The 15,597-nt window shown below is 28.9% G+C and carries 9 protein-coding genes; all 9 read right to left on the bottom strand.

Translation table 11 applies throughout. From position 1 onward, the window contains the following. Positions 1 to 41: 41 nt before the first annotated feature. The 9 genes from uvrA to EQF90_RS01955 all read right to left on the bottom strand — a co-directional run bounded on the left by uvrA (position 42) and on the right by EQF90_RS01955 (position 15,590). Positions 42 to 2,879, bottom strand: coding sequence for an excinuclease ABC subunit UvrA (gene uvrA, locus EQF90_RS01995; RefSeq protein ID WP_134710420.1), 2,838 nt, complete (start codon positions 2,877 to 2,879; stop codon positions 42 to 44). Between the two features lie 8 nt (positions 2,880 to 2,887). After that, positions 2,888 to 4,864 (bottom strand): excinuclease ABC subunit UvrB, encoded by a 1,977-nt coding sequence (uvrB, locus tag EQF90_RS01990; RefSeq protein ID WP_134710418.1) that lies wholly within the window; start codon positions 4,862 to 4,864, stop codon positions 2,888 to 2,890. A 14-nt stretch (positions 4,865 to 4,878) separates the two neighbouring features. Further along, positions 4,879 to 6,102: a S41 family peptidase gene (locus EQF90_RS01985; protein WP_134710416.1), complete on the bottom strand. Its 1,224-nt coding sequence runs from the start codon at positions 6,100 to 6,102 to the stop codon at positions 4,879 to 4,881. Between the two features lie 105 nt (positions 6,103 to 6,207). Beyond that, positions 6,208 to 7,581, bottom strand: a complete 1,374-nt coding sequence (locus EQF90_RS01980) for a murein hydrolase activator EnvC family protein (protein WP_134710414.1) — start codon at positions 7,579 to 7,581, stop codon at positions 6,208 to 6,210. Next, positions 7,571 to 8,497 carry a permease-like cell division protein FtsX gene (gene ftsX, locus EQF90_RS01975; protein WP_167554136.1) on the bottom strand — a complete coding sequence of 309 codons (927 nt, stop codon included), beginning with the start codon at positions 8,495 to 8,497 and terminating at the stop codon, positions 7,571 to 7,573. The genes EQF90_RS01980 and ftsX overlap by 11 nt, the downstream gene beginning before the upstream one ends. Next, complete coding sequence (gene ftsE, locus EQF90_RS01970; RefSeq protein WP_134710411.1) at positions 8,484 to 9,167, bottom strand: cell division ATP-binding protein FtsE; 684 nt, start codon at positions 9,165 to 9,167, stop codon at positions 8,484 to 8,486. The genes ftsX and ftsE overlap by 14 nt, the downstream gene beginning before the upstream one ends. Before the next feature lie 233 nt (positions 9,168 to 9,400). Next, positions 9,401 to 11,158: a pyruvate kinase gene (pyk, locus tag EQF90_RS01965; protein WP_134710409.1), complete on the bottom strand. Its 1,758-nt coding sequence runs from the start codon at positions 11,156 to 11,158 to the stop codon at positions 9,401 to 9,403. Positions 11,159 to 11,169: 11 nt separating this feature from the next. After that, the gene (pfkA, locus tag EQF90_RS01960) at positions 11,170 to 12,129 is read right to left on the bottom strand and encodes a 6-phosphofructokinase (protein WP_134710407.1); all 960 of its coding nucleotides are present in this window, start codon (positions 12,127 to 12,129) and stop codon (positions 11,170 to 11,172) included. Between the two features lie 8 nt (positions 12,130 to 12,137). Then, positions 12,138 to 15,590, bottom strand: coding sequence for a DNA polymerase III subunit alpha (locus EQF90_RS01955; protein ID WP_407933646.1), 3,453 nt, complete (start codon positions 15,588 to 15,590; stop codon positions 12,138 to 12,140). Positions 15,591 to 15,597 lie beyond the last annotated feature (7 nt).

Here is a 15,597-nt window from a genome sequence, read left to right as displayed (position 1 = left end):
CTTGGAATATAATAACATATTAAATTATATAAATCAATATTTTATTTATTTTTTTCTTCCAAATAAGGTTTCAAAAATTTTCCTGTATATGATTCATTTACTTTTACTATTTCTTCAGGTGTACCTTCTGCGACAATCATACCACCACCATCTCCACCTTCAGGTCCTAAATCAATGATATAATCAGCTGTTTTTATTACATCTAAATTATGTTCAATTACTACAACCGAATTACCTGCTTCTACTAAATCATTTAATACTTTAACCAATTTATGAATATCAGCCGTATGAAGACCTGTTGTTGGTTCATCTAAAACATATAGAGTTTTCCCTGTTGAACGTTTAGCTAGTTCGCTAGATAACTTAATTCTTTGAGCTTCCCCACCTGAAAGTTGTGTTGATGGCTGCCCCAATTTGATATATGATAACCCAACATCATTTAATGTTTGAAGTTTTCTTTTTATTGGTTCATGGTTTTTGAAAAATTCAAGCCCCTCTTCAACAGTCATATTTAATACATCCGAAATATCTTTATCTTTATATTTTACTTGAAGTGTTTCCCTATTGTATCTTTTACCTCCACACACTTCACATGGAACATAAACATCCGGTAAGAAGTGCATTTCAACTTTTATTACACCGTCGCCATCACAATTTTCACAACGTCCTCCCTTTACATTAAATGAAAATCGGCCTTTATCATATCCTCTCATTTTAGCTTCATTTGTCATCGCAAAAACATCTCTGATATTATCAAATGTCTTTGTATATGTCACAGGATTTGAACGTGGTGTCCTACCTATCGGACTTTGATCAATTTGTATAATTTTATCAATTTGTTGCACACCTGTTATTTCATCATGTTCTCCAACTATAACTCTTGAACCATGTAATTTTTTCATAAGTCCATTATAAAAAATTTGATTAATCAGTGATGATTTTCCAGATCCTGAAACTCCTGTAATTAATGTCATTACTCCTAAAGGAATTTTTACATCAATATTTTTTAAATTGTTTTGTCTAGCCCCTTTTATTTCAATAAATCCAGATGGTTTTCTTCTTTTAGCAGGAACAGGTATGAATTTTTTTCTCGAAAGATATTGACCAGTAATAGATTTAGTATTCTTCATTATTTGATTATAAGTACCTTTAGCAACGACATTACCACCATGCACACCTGCCCCTGGCCCAATGTCAACAATTAAATCGGATTCCTTCATAGTATCCTCATCATGCTCTACAACAATTAATGTATTTCCCAAATTAGTTAAATTTCTTAATGACTTAAGCAATTTCTCATTATCTCTTTGATGTAAACCGATACTTGGTTCATCTAAAACATAAACAACTCCTACTAATCCAGCACCAATTTGTGTAGCAAGTCTAATTCTTTGAGATTCTCCCCCTGAAAGGGTGCCCGCTTGTCTTGACATTGTAAGATAATCTAATCCTACTTCATTTAAAAAATTTAATCTTGCTTTAATTTCTTTAATTATAGGCTGAGCAATAATACTTTGTGACTCGCTAAATTTAATATTTTCTATAAATTTGTATGCATCTCTAATTGATAAATCAGTTACCTCAATAATAGACTTATCATTAATTGTAATGGATAAAACTTCAGGTTTTAATTTATTTCCATGACAAACTTCACATTGATTCTCTGACATAAATTCTTCTATTTTATTTTTCATTGCATCAGAAAAAGTTTGATTTTGTCTTCTTGTTAAATTTTCAATCACTCCTTCCCACATTACAACTTTAAAATCTTTCCCACCGTCTTTAAAATGTGACGAAAAATTAATTTTTAATTTTTTATCCGAACCATAAAGTATTTCATCAATTAATTTTTTAGGTGCTTTTGATAATGGTGTTTGCATATCAAAATTATTTAACCTTGCTAATTCTCTAAATATTTCGTAGTAAAACGTCCCTTTTTTTGCTGTTGCAAATGGTTTAATGGCACCATCATCGATAGATTCCTCATAATTAGGTATTACCAGTTCCGGATCTACCGCTTTATGATATCCTAAACCGTCACATGCACTACATGCCCCAAAAGGAGCATTAAATGAAAATAATCTTGGAGATATTTCCCCTAAAGACATGTGTCCATCAGGACAAGATAGTGATGATGACATAACAAATTCTTTTTTATTTATGACATTAACTACAACCCTTCCGTCAGATAAATCTAAGGCAGTTTCTAACGAACCGGCTAATCTTGATTCAATACCATCTTTAATAACTAATCTGTCAACAACTATTTCAATATCATGTTTTTTATTTTTTTCCAATTCGATTTCATCAATAGATAAATCTAAAACATTTCCATCTACTCTTATTCTTGTAAATCCCTGTTTCTTTATATTTTCAATAATCTTTTTATGTTCACCTTTTTTTGCAACAATAACTGGTGACAAAATTAAAATTTTATCTCTTTCTTCAAGTTCTAATACTCTATCAACCATTTGATCGATAGACATAGCTTTTATTTCTTTTCCACATACAGGACAATGAGGAAGACCAACTTTTGCAAACAACAATCTTAGATAATCATATATTTCAGTTACAGTTCCAACTGTTGAACGTGGATTCCTATTAGTAGTTTTTTGATCAATTGAAATAGAAGGGGATAAACCCTCTATAGATTCTACTTCAGGTTTATCCATTTGACCTAAAAATTGTCTAGCATATGATGATAATGACTCTACATATCTTCTTTGCCCTTCTGCATAAATTGTATCAAACGCTAAAGAAGATTTTCCTGAACCGGAAAGTCCAGTAAAAACAATCATCTTATCTCTAGGTAATTCTAGATCAATGTGATTTAAGTTATTTACCCTTGCATCTTTTATTATTATTTTTTCTAAACTCATCTAATCACCTAAATTCCATACTCTTTTTTTAATTTTCTTATTTGATCTCTTAAATTTGCTGCTTTTTCAAAATCCAAAACTTCAGCAGCAGAAATCATTTCTTTTTCAAGATTTACAATGATTTCATGCATTTGTTCTGTTGATACAGATTTTGTATCCGTTTTATATATTTCAGAATTTTCAGCCGCCATTGATACAGTAACGATATTTGTAATTTCTTTTATAATTGATTTTGGTTTTATATTATGTTTTCTATTATATTCTTCTTGAATTTTTCTTCTTCTATTAGTTTCAGTTATCGCTACATTCATTGATTTTGTAATAGAATCCCCATACATTATTACTCTACCATTTTCATTTCTAGCAGCTCTACCAATAGTTTGGATTAAAGATGTTTCAGATCTTAAAAATCCTTCTTTATCCGCATCCATAATGGCTATCAAAGACACTTCAGGAAGATCTAAACCTTCCCTTAATAAGTTAATCCCCACTAAAACATCATATTTCCCAAGTCTTAAATCTCTTAAAATTTCAACTCTTTCTATTGTATCTATGTCTGAATGCAAATAGGTAACATTTATACCATGATCTTTCATAAAATCAGTCAAATCTTCTGCCATTCTTTTTGTTAATGTTGTTACAAGCGTTCTATACCCATTTTTTGTATTTTCTGTAATTTCATTAAACAAATCATCAATTTGGTTTTCTGTTGGTCTAACTTCAACTATAGGATCTAACAATCCTGTTGGTCTAATAACCTGTTCAACTTCTATACTTTGATGATTTTTTTCATATTCTCCAGGTGTTGCTGAAACGAATATAGCCTGATTTATCAAATGTTCAAACTCATTAAACTTTAAAGGTCTATTGTCAAGTGCTGATGGTAACCTAAATCCATAATCTACAAGGTTTTGTTTTCTGGATCTGTCTCCCTCATACATTCCTCTAACTTGTGGTAAAGTAACATGTGACTCATCAACTAGCAAAAGCCAATCTTTTGGAAAATAGTCTAATAATGTAAATGGTCTAGAACCGGGAGCTCTTTGACTTAAATGTCTTGAATAATTTTCAATACCCGATACAAATCCAACTTCTGTAAGCATTTCAATATCATAGGTTGTTCTTTGCTCTAATCTTTGGGCTTCCAATAATTTATTATGATCATTAAACCATTTTAATCTTTCTTGTAGTTCTTCACCTATACTCTTAACTGCAAGACTTATCTTATCTCTAGAAGTTGCATAATGAGATGCCGGGAAAATCATGATGTGATTTAAATGTTTTATGACTTCACCAGTTAAGTAATTAAGTTCTGAGATTCTATCTATTTCATCCCCAAAAAACTCTACTCTATATATATTTTCAGTAGCATTAGCAGGAAATATATCTACAATATCTCCTCTAACCCTAAATGTACCTCTTGAAAAATCGATATCATTTCTCATGAATTGTATATTGATTAATTTCTTTAAAACTTCATCTCTTTCTATTTCCATTCCGGGTCTTAAAGATACTGTCATCTTTTCATAATCAATCGGATCTCCCAAACCATAAATACAAGAAACTGATGCCACTATAATTACATTTCTATTTTCATATAAAGCAGCTGTTGCAGAGTGTCTCATTTTATCAATTTCATCATTTATTGACGAATCTTTAGCAATATATGTATCTGTTGCAAATACATAGGCTTCAGGTTGATAATAATCATAATATGATACAAAGTATTCAACAGAATCATTTGGAAAAAATTCCTTAAACTCTTGAAATAACTGATAAGCTAAAGTTTTATTATGAGCTAAAACTAAAGTAGGTCTATTTACATTTTGTATTATATTAGCCATAGTAAAGGTTTTACCTGAACCAGTTACACCTTTTAATGTTTGAAATTTATCTCCATTATTTAATCCTTCAACCAAAGTTTTTATTGCATTTGATTGATCTCCCATCGGTTTAAATTTTGATTGTAAATTAAATTCTGTCATTATTACTCTTTTCTTTATTTTAATAATTCAATAGCTTTTTGTAGTTGTGTATCATTTTCTAAATTATCAACTCCTATTTTTTTCACGTTTCCCGGAATTTTCACTTCATAATCAGGCTTTATACCTTTTTTATTTATTTGATTTCCATTAGGTGTGAAAAACTCAGCTATAGTAATCTTTAATCCTTCTTTTTTATTATCTATATTAAATGGAAATATTTGTTGAATTACTCCCTTACCATATGAATTTTCACCAACAAGTATACTCCTTTTTCTATCTTTTAATGCTCCGGACATAACTTCTGATGCTGATGCAGAACCTTTATTAATTAATGTTACCATCGGCATATCTGTTAATGTACCATCTTTAGTCTCGTATTTTTCCACATTTCCATTTTTATCTTTAGCAGTTATAAGTATCCCTTTATTCATTAACATATTTGCAATGTTTACCGTCGAATCCAAAAGTCCTCCTGGATTATTTCTTAAATCCAAAATCAATTTTTGAGCACCTTGAGATTTTAAGTCCTTTATAGCTTTTTCAAATTCTTTAGCTGTATTTTCCTGAAAATTTGTTACTAAAACATATCCAATATTATTATCCAACATTTTTGGATATACAGACTCTAAATTAATTACAGCTCTTGTAATTTTAATATTAATATCTTGTTCTTTATTGTCTATTAATCTTTTTACTGTAAGAACAACTGATTCGCCTTCTTTTCCTCTCATTATTTTAACGGCCTTATTTAAATCTTTTCCTAAAAATACTTCACCATTTATTTTAGAAATTTTATCTCCCGGTTTAACACCTGCATTATCAGCAGGAGATCCCTTTATTGGTGCAATAACTTCAATATATCCATCTTCAGATACCCCTACTTGTATACCAACCCCTGAAAATTCTCCTGAAGTATGATTCATTAATTCCTTAAATTCTTCTTCATTAAAAAATGTTGAATATTGATCTTTCAATGAATCAATCATACCTTTATATATACCTTGTTCTAAATCTTCATATTTAAATTTGTGTAAATATTTTATCTCTATCAAATCAACTAAAGATGAAATATTTTTATTAACTCTATCAAAATTTAATATTTTAATTTCTTTTTTGCTTGAATTTATTGTTGTATTTTTTATATCTTGTTGCATACTCTTTCTTCCAAAATTAAAACTAACCAAAGAAATTAAAACAACAATACATGAATACATAATAATTTTAACTTTTTTATTCATATTACCTCCAAAAATTATACATATATTATATTACATATTACATATAATACAAAAGGTACTATTACAAAATAGCCTAATGTCATTTTGTAATAGTACCTAATCTTATTACCTAATATAAGACAATGGATTTTGAGCTTCTCCATTTATTCTTACTTCAAAGTGCAAATGTGAACCGGTTGAATATCCCGTAGTTCCCATAGGAGCAATATATTGTCCTCTACTTACACGTTGTCCAACCGAAACAGGTACGCTATTTAGGTGAGCATATCTTGTTGTCATTCCATTGCCATGATCAATTATAATTAAATTCCCATAACCATAATCATTCCATCCGGCAAATGTTACAACCCCATCTTCTGCTGCATATATATTTGTGCCTAATGGTCCGGCTAAATCCACTCCAGTATGGAATCCTCCATTATACCAAGAACCATCTTGTAATGTAAAACCGGATCTCCATCCAAAATAACTTGAAATATAAGTTGCATCAGTTGGCCATGCTAATTGACCATTGCCATGATTGTGAGTTGAAGTATTTATTTCATCCAATTCCGCTTTCTTGATTCTAAGAGCTTCCAATCTTGCTTCTTCAGCCTCTTCTTCAATTTTTCTTTCCAAATCTGCAATTTCACTTTGTAAAGATTCTTTTTTTTCTTGTAAACTCCTTTTTTCAGAAATCTTTTCACTTATTTTTGATTCATAGTCACTTATATATTTATCTAATTCTTCAATCTTTTTAGATTTTTCCCCTTCTTTAGCTCTTACTTCATTTAACAATTTATCTTTAACTGATTTCTGAGAATCTAAATCAGATTTTTCTTTTTTTAGATTTTGTTTTGTAATTTCTAAAACTTTTTTCTGACCATTTAATTCATTTATTAATTTATCTAATTTTTCTTTATCTGTTTTTAATGTTTGAATTAAACTTTTATCATTTTTTGTAATTGTTGTCATCATCTTATTTCTTGATAAAAAATCATTAAAATTTTTCGATGATAATAAAACCTCTACTTTTTGAGCATCTCCCATTTTATACATAATTACTAATCTTTCTTTTAATAATTTTGTATTTTTTAATATTTTCTTCTTTACTTCTTCTACTTCTTTTTCATTTTTAATTATTTTATCTTTTATTTCTAAAATTTGAGTTTCATTTTCATAGATTTTATTTAAAGTTTTTTGAATCTCACCATTTAAAAAACCAACCTGCTCCTCTAGAGAGGCTTTATCTTTCTGCAATTTCAAAAGCTCTTCATTTATTGACTTTTTAACATCCTTATTTACATCAATTTCTTCTTGATAACTATCAATTTTATAATTTCTAGCTTCAATATCATAATCAATTTTATTCAAAGAATCTTTTGTATTATTTAATTCTTGATTTAAATTAGAAGCATGATTAAACTTTGTATTTCCAAATAACAAAATCATAGATAAAACATAAGCTGTAAATCTTATATATTTTTTCCTACTTGACATATTTTACCTCTCTATTAATTAAATATCTCCTTATTGAGAAAATTGATCCTATTACACCTATTCCTAATCCCAATGAATTAATAATTTGGAATAAACTTACTTTCAACAATTCAGGGTTAATTAAACTTAATATTGTAAAGTTACTTTGTAATCTCGCCCCAAAATTTATATAAACAAATCTATATAGGTAATACACAGCCATAAATGATAATATAGATGCTAATAAACTATAAAAAATCCCCTCTATAATAAATGGTATTCTTATGTAATTATTAGTTGCACCAACGTTTTTCATTATCGCAATCTCATTTATCCTAGAAACTACTGTTAATTTTATAGTATTTGAAATTATAAACAATGATACTACCATCAATACAGCAACCAAAATCGCTCCAAATATTTTTACATAATTTGATACTTTATAAACTTTATCAACTAAATCTTTATAATAATTTATTTCTTCAATGATATTGTCACTTTGTAAAGATTTTGCAAATTCTTTAGTTTGAGATATATCTTCTAATTTTACTATGAATGATGATGGTAAAACTTTTTCCAATTCTAAATTATCCAGCAACTTAGAATTGTCACCCCAACTCTGTTTCATTATAGACAAAGCCTGTTTTGAAGATCTATATTCTACAATCTTTTTTATTGGAGATGTTTCTATTTTATGTTTTAACTCTGCAATTTGCACTTCTGTAGCATCTTTTTTTATAAAAATTTCAACATCATTTACTTTACCTTGTATCTGTAAAGCTACATTATTTATGCTCACTGTAATAATAATTATAATACCTATTACAAAAAGTGTAGAAAATGTCGATGTTATTGATACAAGACCTAAATTTTTATGTTTCCATATTCCTTTAAGTCCCTCTTTAAGGGTATTAATTAATTTTCTAAATGCTTTCATCATAACCTCCTACGGAATCTCTAATAATATTTCCGTTTGCCAAAGAAATTACTCTTTTTTGCATTTTATCAACAATTTCCTTTGAATGTGTATTTATAACTACAGTTGTGCCTTTTTTATTAACTTCTTCAAAACAATCCATAATTTCCCACGCAGTATTAGGATCCAAATTACCGGTTGGTTCATCAGCTAATATTATCTTTGGTTCAATGGATAACGCTCTAGCTATAGATAATCTTTGCTTTTCCCCTCCGGATAATTCATTCGGATAAGCCTTTTTTCTATGCTTTAAATGAACAATATCTAATACTTCATCTATCTTTTCTCTTTTATCTTTTCTTGATAAACCTTTTACATCTAAAACAAATTCTATATTTTCATAAACCGTTCTATTTGCTAATAATCTAAAATCTTGAAAAACTACTCCTATTGTTGTTCTTATTTTTGGAATCATTCTTCTTGAAACTTTTGTAATATCCTCATCCATCAGATATAACTTCCCACCATCCGGGTCTATCTCTTTTAATAATAATCTAGTAATTGTAGATTTTCCTGCTCCACTTGCACCTGTAATAAATACAAATTCTCCATTTTTTACTTCAAATGAAACATTGTTTATCGCTACAATTTTATCTGAATATTTTTTATTAACATTTTCAAATCTAATCATATGTACCTACCCAAAAAATATTATAACACAAAAAGTTACAAAAAGATTAAAAAACATTACACAAGTTACAAAAAAGTTAATTTATTTTAATAAAATAAAATTTAATGCGAAAGTTTTCAAAAAAATAAATAAAAAAAAATAAAACAAGGGAGAATTACAAAATAACATTTTTAGTTATTTTGCTATACCCCCTTGTTTATTTTAATATTTTAAATTATACTTAAATTTTTTTATTACATAACTTTTGCTGAACCGTCGTATACGATACCTGCATAAGCGTCTAATGTTATTAATTGTCCATTTTCAATCTTTTCTTTTGTCAAATCAGCACCGATAATTGCCGGTAATTTGTAATTTAATGCTGTAATTGCTGCATGAGATGTCAAACCACCTTGTTCTACAATAATACCTGCTGATTTTTCAATGAATGGAATCATTTCTGCATCTGTATACTTAGCAACAATAATATCTCCATCCATAAATTTATCCTTTAGTTGTTCTGATGTTTCAACAACACAAGCTCTCGCAACTACAGAACTCTTTCCTATTGGTTGTCCTTGTGAAAGAATTTTAGCAACAGTATGAACTTTTAACATATTTGTTGAACCAGGTGTCGCAACTGGAATCCCTGCTGATAATACTATTAAATCACCTTCATTGATAAATTTATTTTTCAGTGCTTCTGAAATTGAATTGTCAATTAATTGATCTGTTAATTCAACTCTCTTTGTTAATATTGGATAAACACCCCATACCAATGATAATTTTCTTGCAACCTCTGGGATATGTGTTGTAGCAATAATTTGAGTTTCAGGTCTAAATTTAGAAATTGATCTTGCTGTACCACCTGATGTTGTAGCTGCAACAATAGCATTAGCATTTAATTGCTCTGCAATTCTTGATACCGAATTAGAAATTGCATTAGTTGGATCACTTTCAATCCATTCTTTTCTTGATTCAACAGCTTTTTTATAGTCAATTGATGATTCAATATGTAATGCAATTCTTTTCATCGTTTCTACAGCTTCAACCGGATATTTACCTGCTGCTGTTTCTCCTGATAACATAATTGCATCAGAACCATCTAAAATAGCATTAGCAACGTCATTTACTTCAGCTCTTGTTGGTCTCGGATTTCTTATCATTGAATCTAACATTTGAGTAGCTGTTATAACAGGTTTTCCTAATAAATTACATTTTCTAATAATTTCTTTTTGTACCAAAGGAACTCTTTCATTTGAAACTTCAACACCCAAATCCCCTCTAGCAACCATTATACCATCTGATACTTCAATGATTTCATCTAAATTTTCAACACCCTCTTCACTTTCAATTTTTGAGATTATGTGTACATGTTCTCCGCCACATTCTTCTAAAACTTTTCTAATTGCTAAAACGTCATCTGCTTTTCTGATAAATGATGCTGCAATAAAATCAATTCCGTTTTCAACACCAAATTTAATATCATTAATATCTTTTTCTGTTAATGCTGGTAGATTAATTTTGATACTTGGTGCATTTAATCCTTTTCTATCTTTAATATCACCATAGTTAACAACAGTTGTATGAATTTCTGTATCTTCAATTGAATCTACGACAAATTCTACTAAACCATCATCAATTAAAACTCTATTTCCCGGAACTAAATCTTTTGGTAAATCTTTATATGAAACTGAAACGATTGATTGGTCACCAACAATATCTCTTGTTGTTAGTGTAAATTTATCCCCGGATTTTAAACTTACAACCATACCATCCTTAAAAGTACCAATTCTAATTTCTGGTCCTTTTGTATCCAACATAATCGCAGTATAGTTGCCTAATTTTTCTCTAACTTTTTTAATATTTTGAATTCTTTGTAAATGTTCTGAATGATCGCCATGTGAAAAATTCAAACGACAAACATTCATTCCCATTTCCATTAATTCCTTTAATTTGTCTTCTGATTCAGAAGCCGGTCCAATTGTACATACAATTTTTGTTCTTTTCATTATAATCCCTCCTAATTTGCTAATATACTAGCTATCGTGTATAATTCCGTGTTAAATTCACTCTTAATTTTTATAGCATCCGGTATATACATTGAAAATATTTTGCCTCCTTTAATACCAATTGCTAAAGAGCTCTTACCTTCCATCAACAATTCAACAGCCTTAACCCCCATTTCACTTGCCATGATTGCATCTCTTAATGCAGGGCTTCCACCTCTTTGAACATGACCTAAAATAGTTAATTTTGTTTCAACTCCTGTTTTATCTTGGATTTCTTTTGCTATATTTTGTGGATTTCCTATACCTTCAGCTACAACAACGATATGATGTAATTTACCTCTAGCTTTACCTCTTTGAACTCTTGAAATAACCTGTTCCATATCAACCGGAACTTCAGGAACTAAAATACTTTCCGCACCTCCTGCAACACCTGCATAAAGTGCAATGTCCCCACAGTTTCTTCCCATTACTTCAACCACATTTCCTCTACCATGAGATGATGATGTATCTCTTAATTTGCTTATAGCTTCTTTACATGTTTCAACGGCTGTATCAAACCCTATTGTCCAATCTGTATATCCCATATCATTATCAATGGTACATGGTATCCCTATTGTCTTAATTCCTCTTTCATGTAATACATTTGCTCCTTGGAATGATCCATCTCCACCTAATACAACTATTCCATCTATATCAAAGTTTTTAATGATTTCCATAGCTTTGTCTTGACCTTCTTTAGTCTTAAATTCCAAAGATCTTGCAGAACCTAAAATTGTACCACCTTTGTGAACAATATCTGCTACAGATGATATATTCATTTCATATATATCACCTTTGATTAAACCATCAAAACCATTTCTTATTCCTTTTACTCTTAAACCATTTGCAAATGCAGTTCTTGCAATAGCTCTAATAGCGGCATTCATCCCAGGTGCATCTCCACCTGAAGTCAAGATACCAATTGTCTTCATACTTCCTCCTACTTTATTATTACACTATCATTGCCTAGTAAATTTACTAAACTATTTATCAAAGTTAAATCTAAATTTATTTTTATATTTTTTAATGAAACTGATTTACTTATATCATAAAAATAAATAACTACCTCAGATTTTCCTTTATATTTAAGTAATTCATTTCTAATTTTAGAATATATATTTTTATCTGAATATTTCATTTTTAAATATAGAACTTTGTCCTCGTATATTATACCATTTCTTTCACTATTTTGTGAAAAAATTTCGTTATTTATTTCTCTTATATTATTAATTATTATATTTGCAACTCTATTATCATTTATTTGTAATTTTCCATTTATGAGAACCGCCTTATCCTCTATTAATATTTCCTTGTATTTTTCATATATTTGCGGAAAAACAACAGCTTCTATTTTTCCGTAAATATCTTCTAACTCTATAAAACACATTTTTCTATTTTGTTTTGTAAAAATTGCTTTAACTGAAATTATTATGCCAGAAAATATTACATTTTTATCATATTTAACTTTTTCCTCAATTAAATCTAATGTAGTAAAATCAACATAATTGGAAACTAATTTCTCATACGAACTAAAAGGATGATCTGTAATATATGCCCCTATATATTCTTTTTCTTTTTTTAACATCTCTACCTTTGAAAATTCCGGTATTTTTGGGACTTCAATTTTAAAATTATTTCCATTTATCATTGAAAATATATCTTCCTGTCCAATTATATTGTTATTGCTTTTTGAATATCTCTCTACAGCTCTTTCACATATTGAAACCATCTGTGCTCTATTCAGTCCAAATCCATCCATAGCTCCGGAAAAAATTAAATATTCTAAAGATTTTTTGTTTAGTTTGGCTTCTGAATTATTTACCATTCTTTCAACAAAATCATCAAAATCCTTAAATTTGCCCTTTTTTCTTTCATTTACTATTGCTTCAACAATATTAACTCCTAAGCTTTTTATTACAGAAAGTCCAATTCTGATTTTTCTACCTTCTACCGAAAAATTTTTATAAGATGAATTTACACTAGGCAATAATATTTCTATTCCCATTTTTTTTGCTTCTTTTATATAAAGATAAACTTTGTCTGAGCTTCCCATTACAGAAGATAATAATGATGCCATAAACTCTTCCGGATAATGAACTTTAAGCCAAGCTGTTTGAAATGCAACAAAGGAATATGCCGCAGAATGTGATTTATTAAATGCATATTTTGCAAAATCAATCATCAAATCATAAATTTTATTTGCTATATCTTCATCAATTCCATTTCTAAGGCATCCCGGAACTGATATTTCTCCATTTTCAATCCTTCCATAAATAAAATATTCTCTATTTTCTTCCATGACTTTCATTTTCTTTTTCCCCATTGCACGTCTTAAATTATCAGCTTCTCCTAATGAAAAACCTGCTAACTTCTGTACAATTTGCATAACTTGTTCTTGAAATACTATCGTTCCGTATGTTGGCTCTAAAATAGATTCTAATAAAGGGTGAAGATATGTTACTAACTCTTTATTGTGTCTATTTCTGATATAATTTGGAATTTCATTCATGGGGCCAGGTCTAAATAGTGAATTTGCTGCTATAAGATCATCAAACCTCGTAGGTTTCAATTCTTTCAAAAACGCTCGCATTCCTTCTGATTCAAATTGAAATACCCCTATTGTTTCTGCAACATTAAAAATATTCAAAACTTCTTTATCATTTAAATCTATATTTTCAATATCTATATCTATTCCCTTATTGTATTTTACCAATTTTATAGAATCACTTATAACTGTCAGCGTACGAAGACCTAAAAAATCCATTTTCAATAAACCCAATTCTTCAAGTTCCGTCATATTGTATTGAGTAAGAATAGATTTATCTCCTATATATAATGGGACAAATTCATTTAATGGTTTAGATGCTATTACTACACCTGCTGCATGAGTAGATGTATTTTTCGGCATTCCTTCTATTTGCATCGCTGTATCAATAAGTTTTTTATTTTCATCGGAAGCCTCATAAGACTTTCTAAAATCTTCCGAGATATTAAGAGCTTTTTTTATAGTCATATTTATTTCTTGAGGTACTTGCTTTGCAATTTTATCAACAACATCACTATTAACTGATGTAACTCTACCTACATCTCTAATTGCATTTCTGGCAGCTAACGTTCCAAATGTAACTATTTGAGCCACATTACTTTCCCCATATTTTTCTTTTACATATTCAATTACTTCATTTCTTCTTTCATAATCAAAATCAATATCAATATCAGGCATTGATACTCTCTCAGGATTTAAAAATCTTTCAAAAAGTAAATCATATTTTATAGGATCCAATCCTGTAATTCCCAATGAATACGAAACTATTGACCCGGCAGCTGACCCTCTTCCAGGTCCTACAGCTATACCTTGCTTTTTAGCATAGTCAATAAAATCCCATACAATTAAGAAATAATCCGTAAAACCCATTTTATTGATTATATCAAGTTCTTCATTAGCTCTATTTATTATATTTTCAGTTAATTCATTATATTTATTTTTAAGTCCGCTAAACACAAGTTCTCTTAAATATTGTTCATGATTTTCTTGAATATCAAAAAATGGTAAATGCATATCATGAAACTTAAAATCAACATTACATCTTTCTGCTATAACTTGTGTATTTATAAGTGCCTCTGGAGTATCCTGAAATAATTTTTCCATTTCTTTAGGACTCTTAAAATAAAATTGAGAATTTGGAAATCTCATTCTATCAAGATTATCAACAGTCTTTCCTGTTGATATACACATTAAAATATCTTGAATTTTTGCATCTTCCTGATCTGTATAATGAACATCATTTGTAGCAACTAGTGGAATTTCTAATTCTTTACTAAATTCTTTTAGATATTTATTAATTTTCTTTTGTTCTAAAAGCCCATGATCTTGTAATTCTAAATAAAAGTTATCTTCACCAAATATTTCCTTATATTCTAAAGCAGATTTTTTAGCAAATTCTATTTCATTATTTCTTATATGAATTTGGACTTCACCACTCATGCAAGCTGACAATGCTATTATCCCTTCAGAATATTTTTTCAATACACTTTTATCAACTCTAGGTTTGTAATAATATCCATTGATGAAACTCTCTGAAACAATTTTTATTAAATTTTGATATCCTATCCAATTTTCAGCAAGTAAAATTAAATGATATCTTTTTTTATTTTGAGGTGTTTTTTCTAAATAAGAGCCCTCACTTAAATATATCTCACACCCAATAATTGGTTTTATTCCTCTTTTTTTTGCCTTTTTATAAAAATCTATAACTCCAAACATCACTCCATGGTCTGTAATCGCTACAGATTTCATTCCATATTCAACACATCTATCTAATACTTTGTCAATTTTAGCAAAACCATCTAAAAGGCTATATTCTGTATGTAAATGTAAATGTGTAAATTCCATGTATATC

It is taken from the genome of Helcococcus ovis (genome assembly GCF_004524775.2).
GTDB lineage: Bacteria > Bacillota > Clostridia > Tissierellales > Peptoniphilaceae > Helcococcus > Helcococcus ovis.
This window is presented reverse-complemented; position numbering and strand designations above follow the sequence as displayed.

Excerpts from the sequence above, each read along its gene's own strand:
- uvrA (WP_134710420.1), bottom strand. The coding sequence starts at position 2,879 with ATGAGTTTAGAAAAAATAATAATAAAAGATGCAAGGGTAAATAACTTA.
- uvrB (WP_134710418.1), bottom strand. The coding sequence starts at position 4,864 with ATGACAGAATTTAATTTACAATCAAAATTTAAACCGATGGGAGATCAA.
- EQF90_RS01985 (WP_134710416.1), bottom strand. The coding sequence starts at position 6,102 with ATGAATAAAAAAGTTAAAATTATTATGTATTCATGTATTGTTGTTTTA.
- EQF90_RS01980 (WP_134710414.1), bottom strand. The coding sequence starts at position 7,581 with ATGTCAAGTAGGAAAAAATATATAAGATTTACAGCTTATGTTTTATCT.
- ftsX (WP_167554136.1), bottom strand. The coding sequence starts at position 8,497 with ATGAAAGCATTTAGAAAATTAATTAATACCCTTAAAGAGGGACTTAAA.
- ftsE (WP_134710411.1), bottom strand. The coding sequence starts at position 9,167 with ATGATTAGATTTGAAAATGTTAATAAAAAATATTCAGATAAAATTGTA.
- pyk (WP_134710409.1), bottom strand. The coding sequence starts at position 11,158 with ATGAAAAGAACAAAAATTGTATGTACAATTGGACCGGCTTCTGAATCA.
- pfkA (WP_134710407.1), bottom strand. The coding sequence starts at position 12,129 with ATGAAGACAATTGGTATCTTGACTTCAGGTGGAGATGCACCTGGGATG.
- EQF90_RS01955 (WP_407933646.1), bottom strand. The coding sequence starts at position 15,590 with ATGGAATTTACACATTTACATTTACATACAGAATATAGCCTTTTAGAT.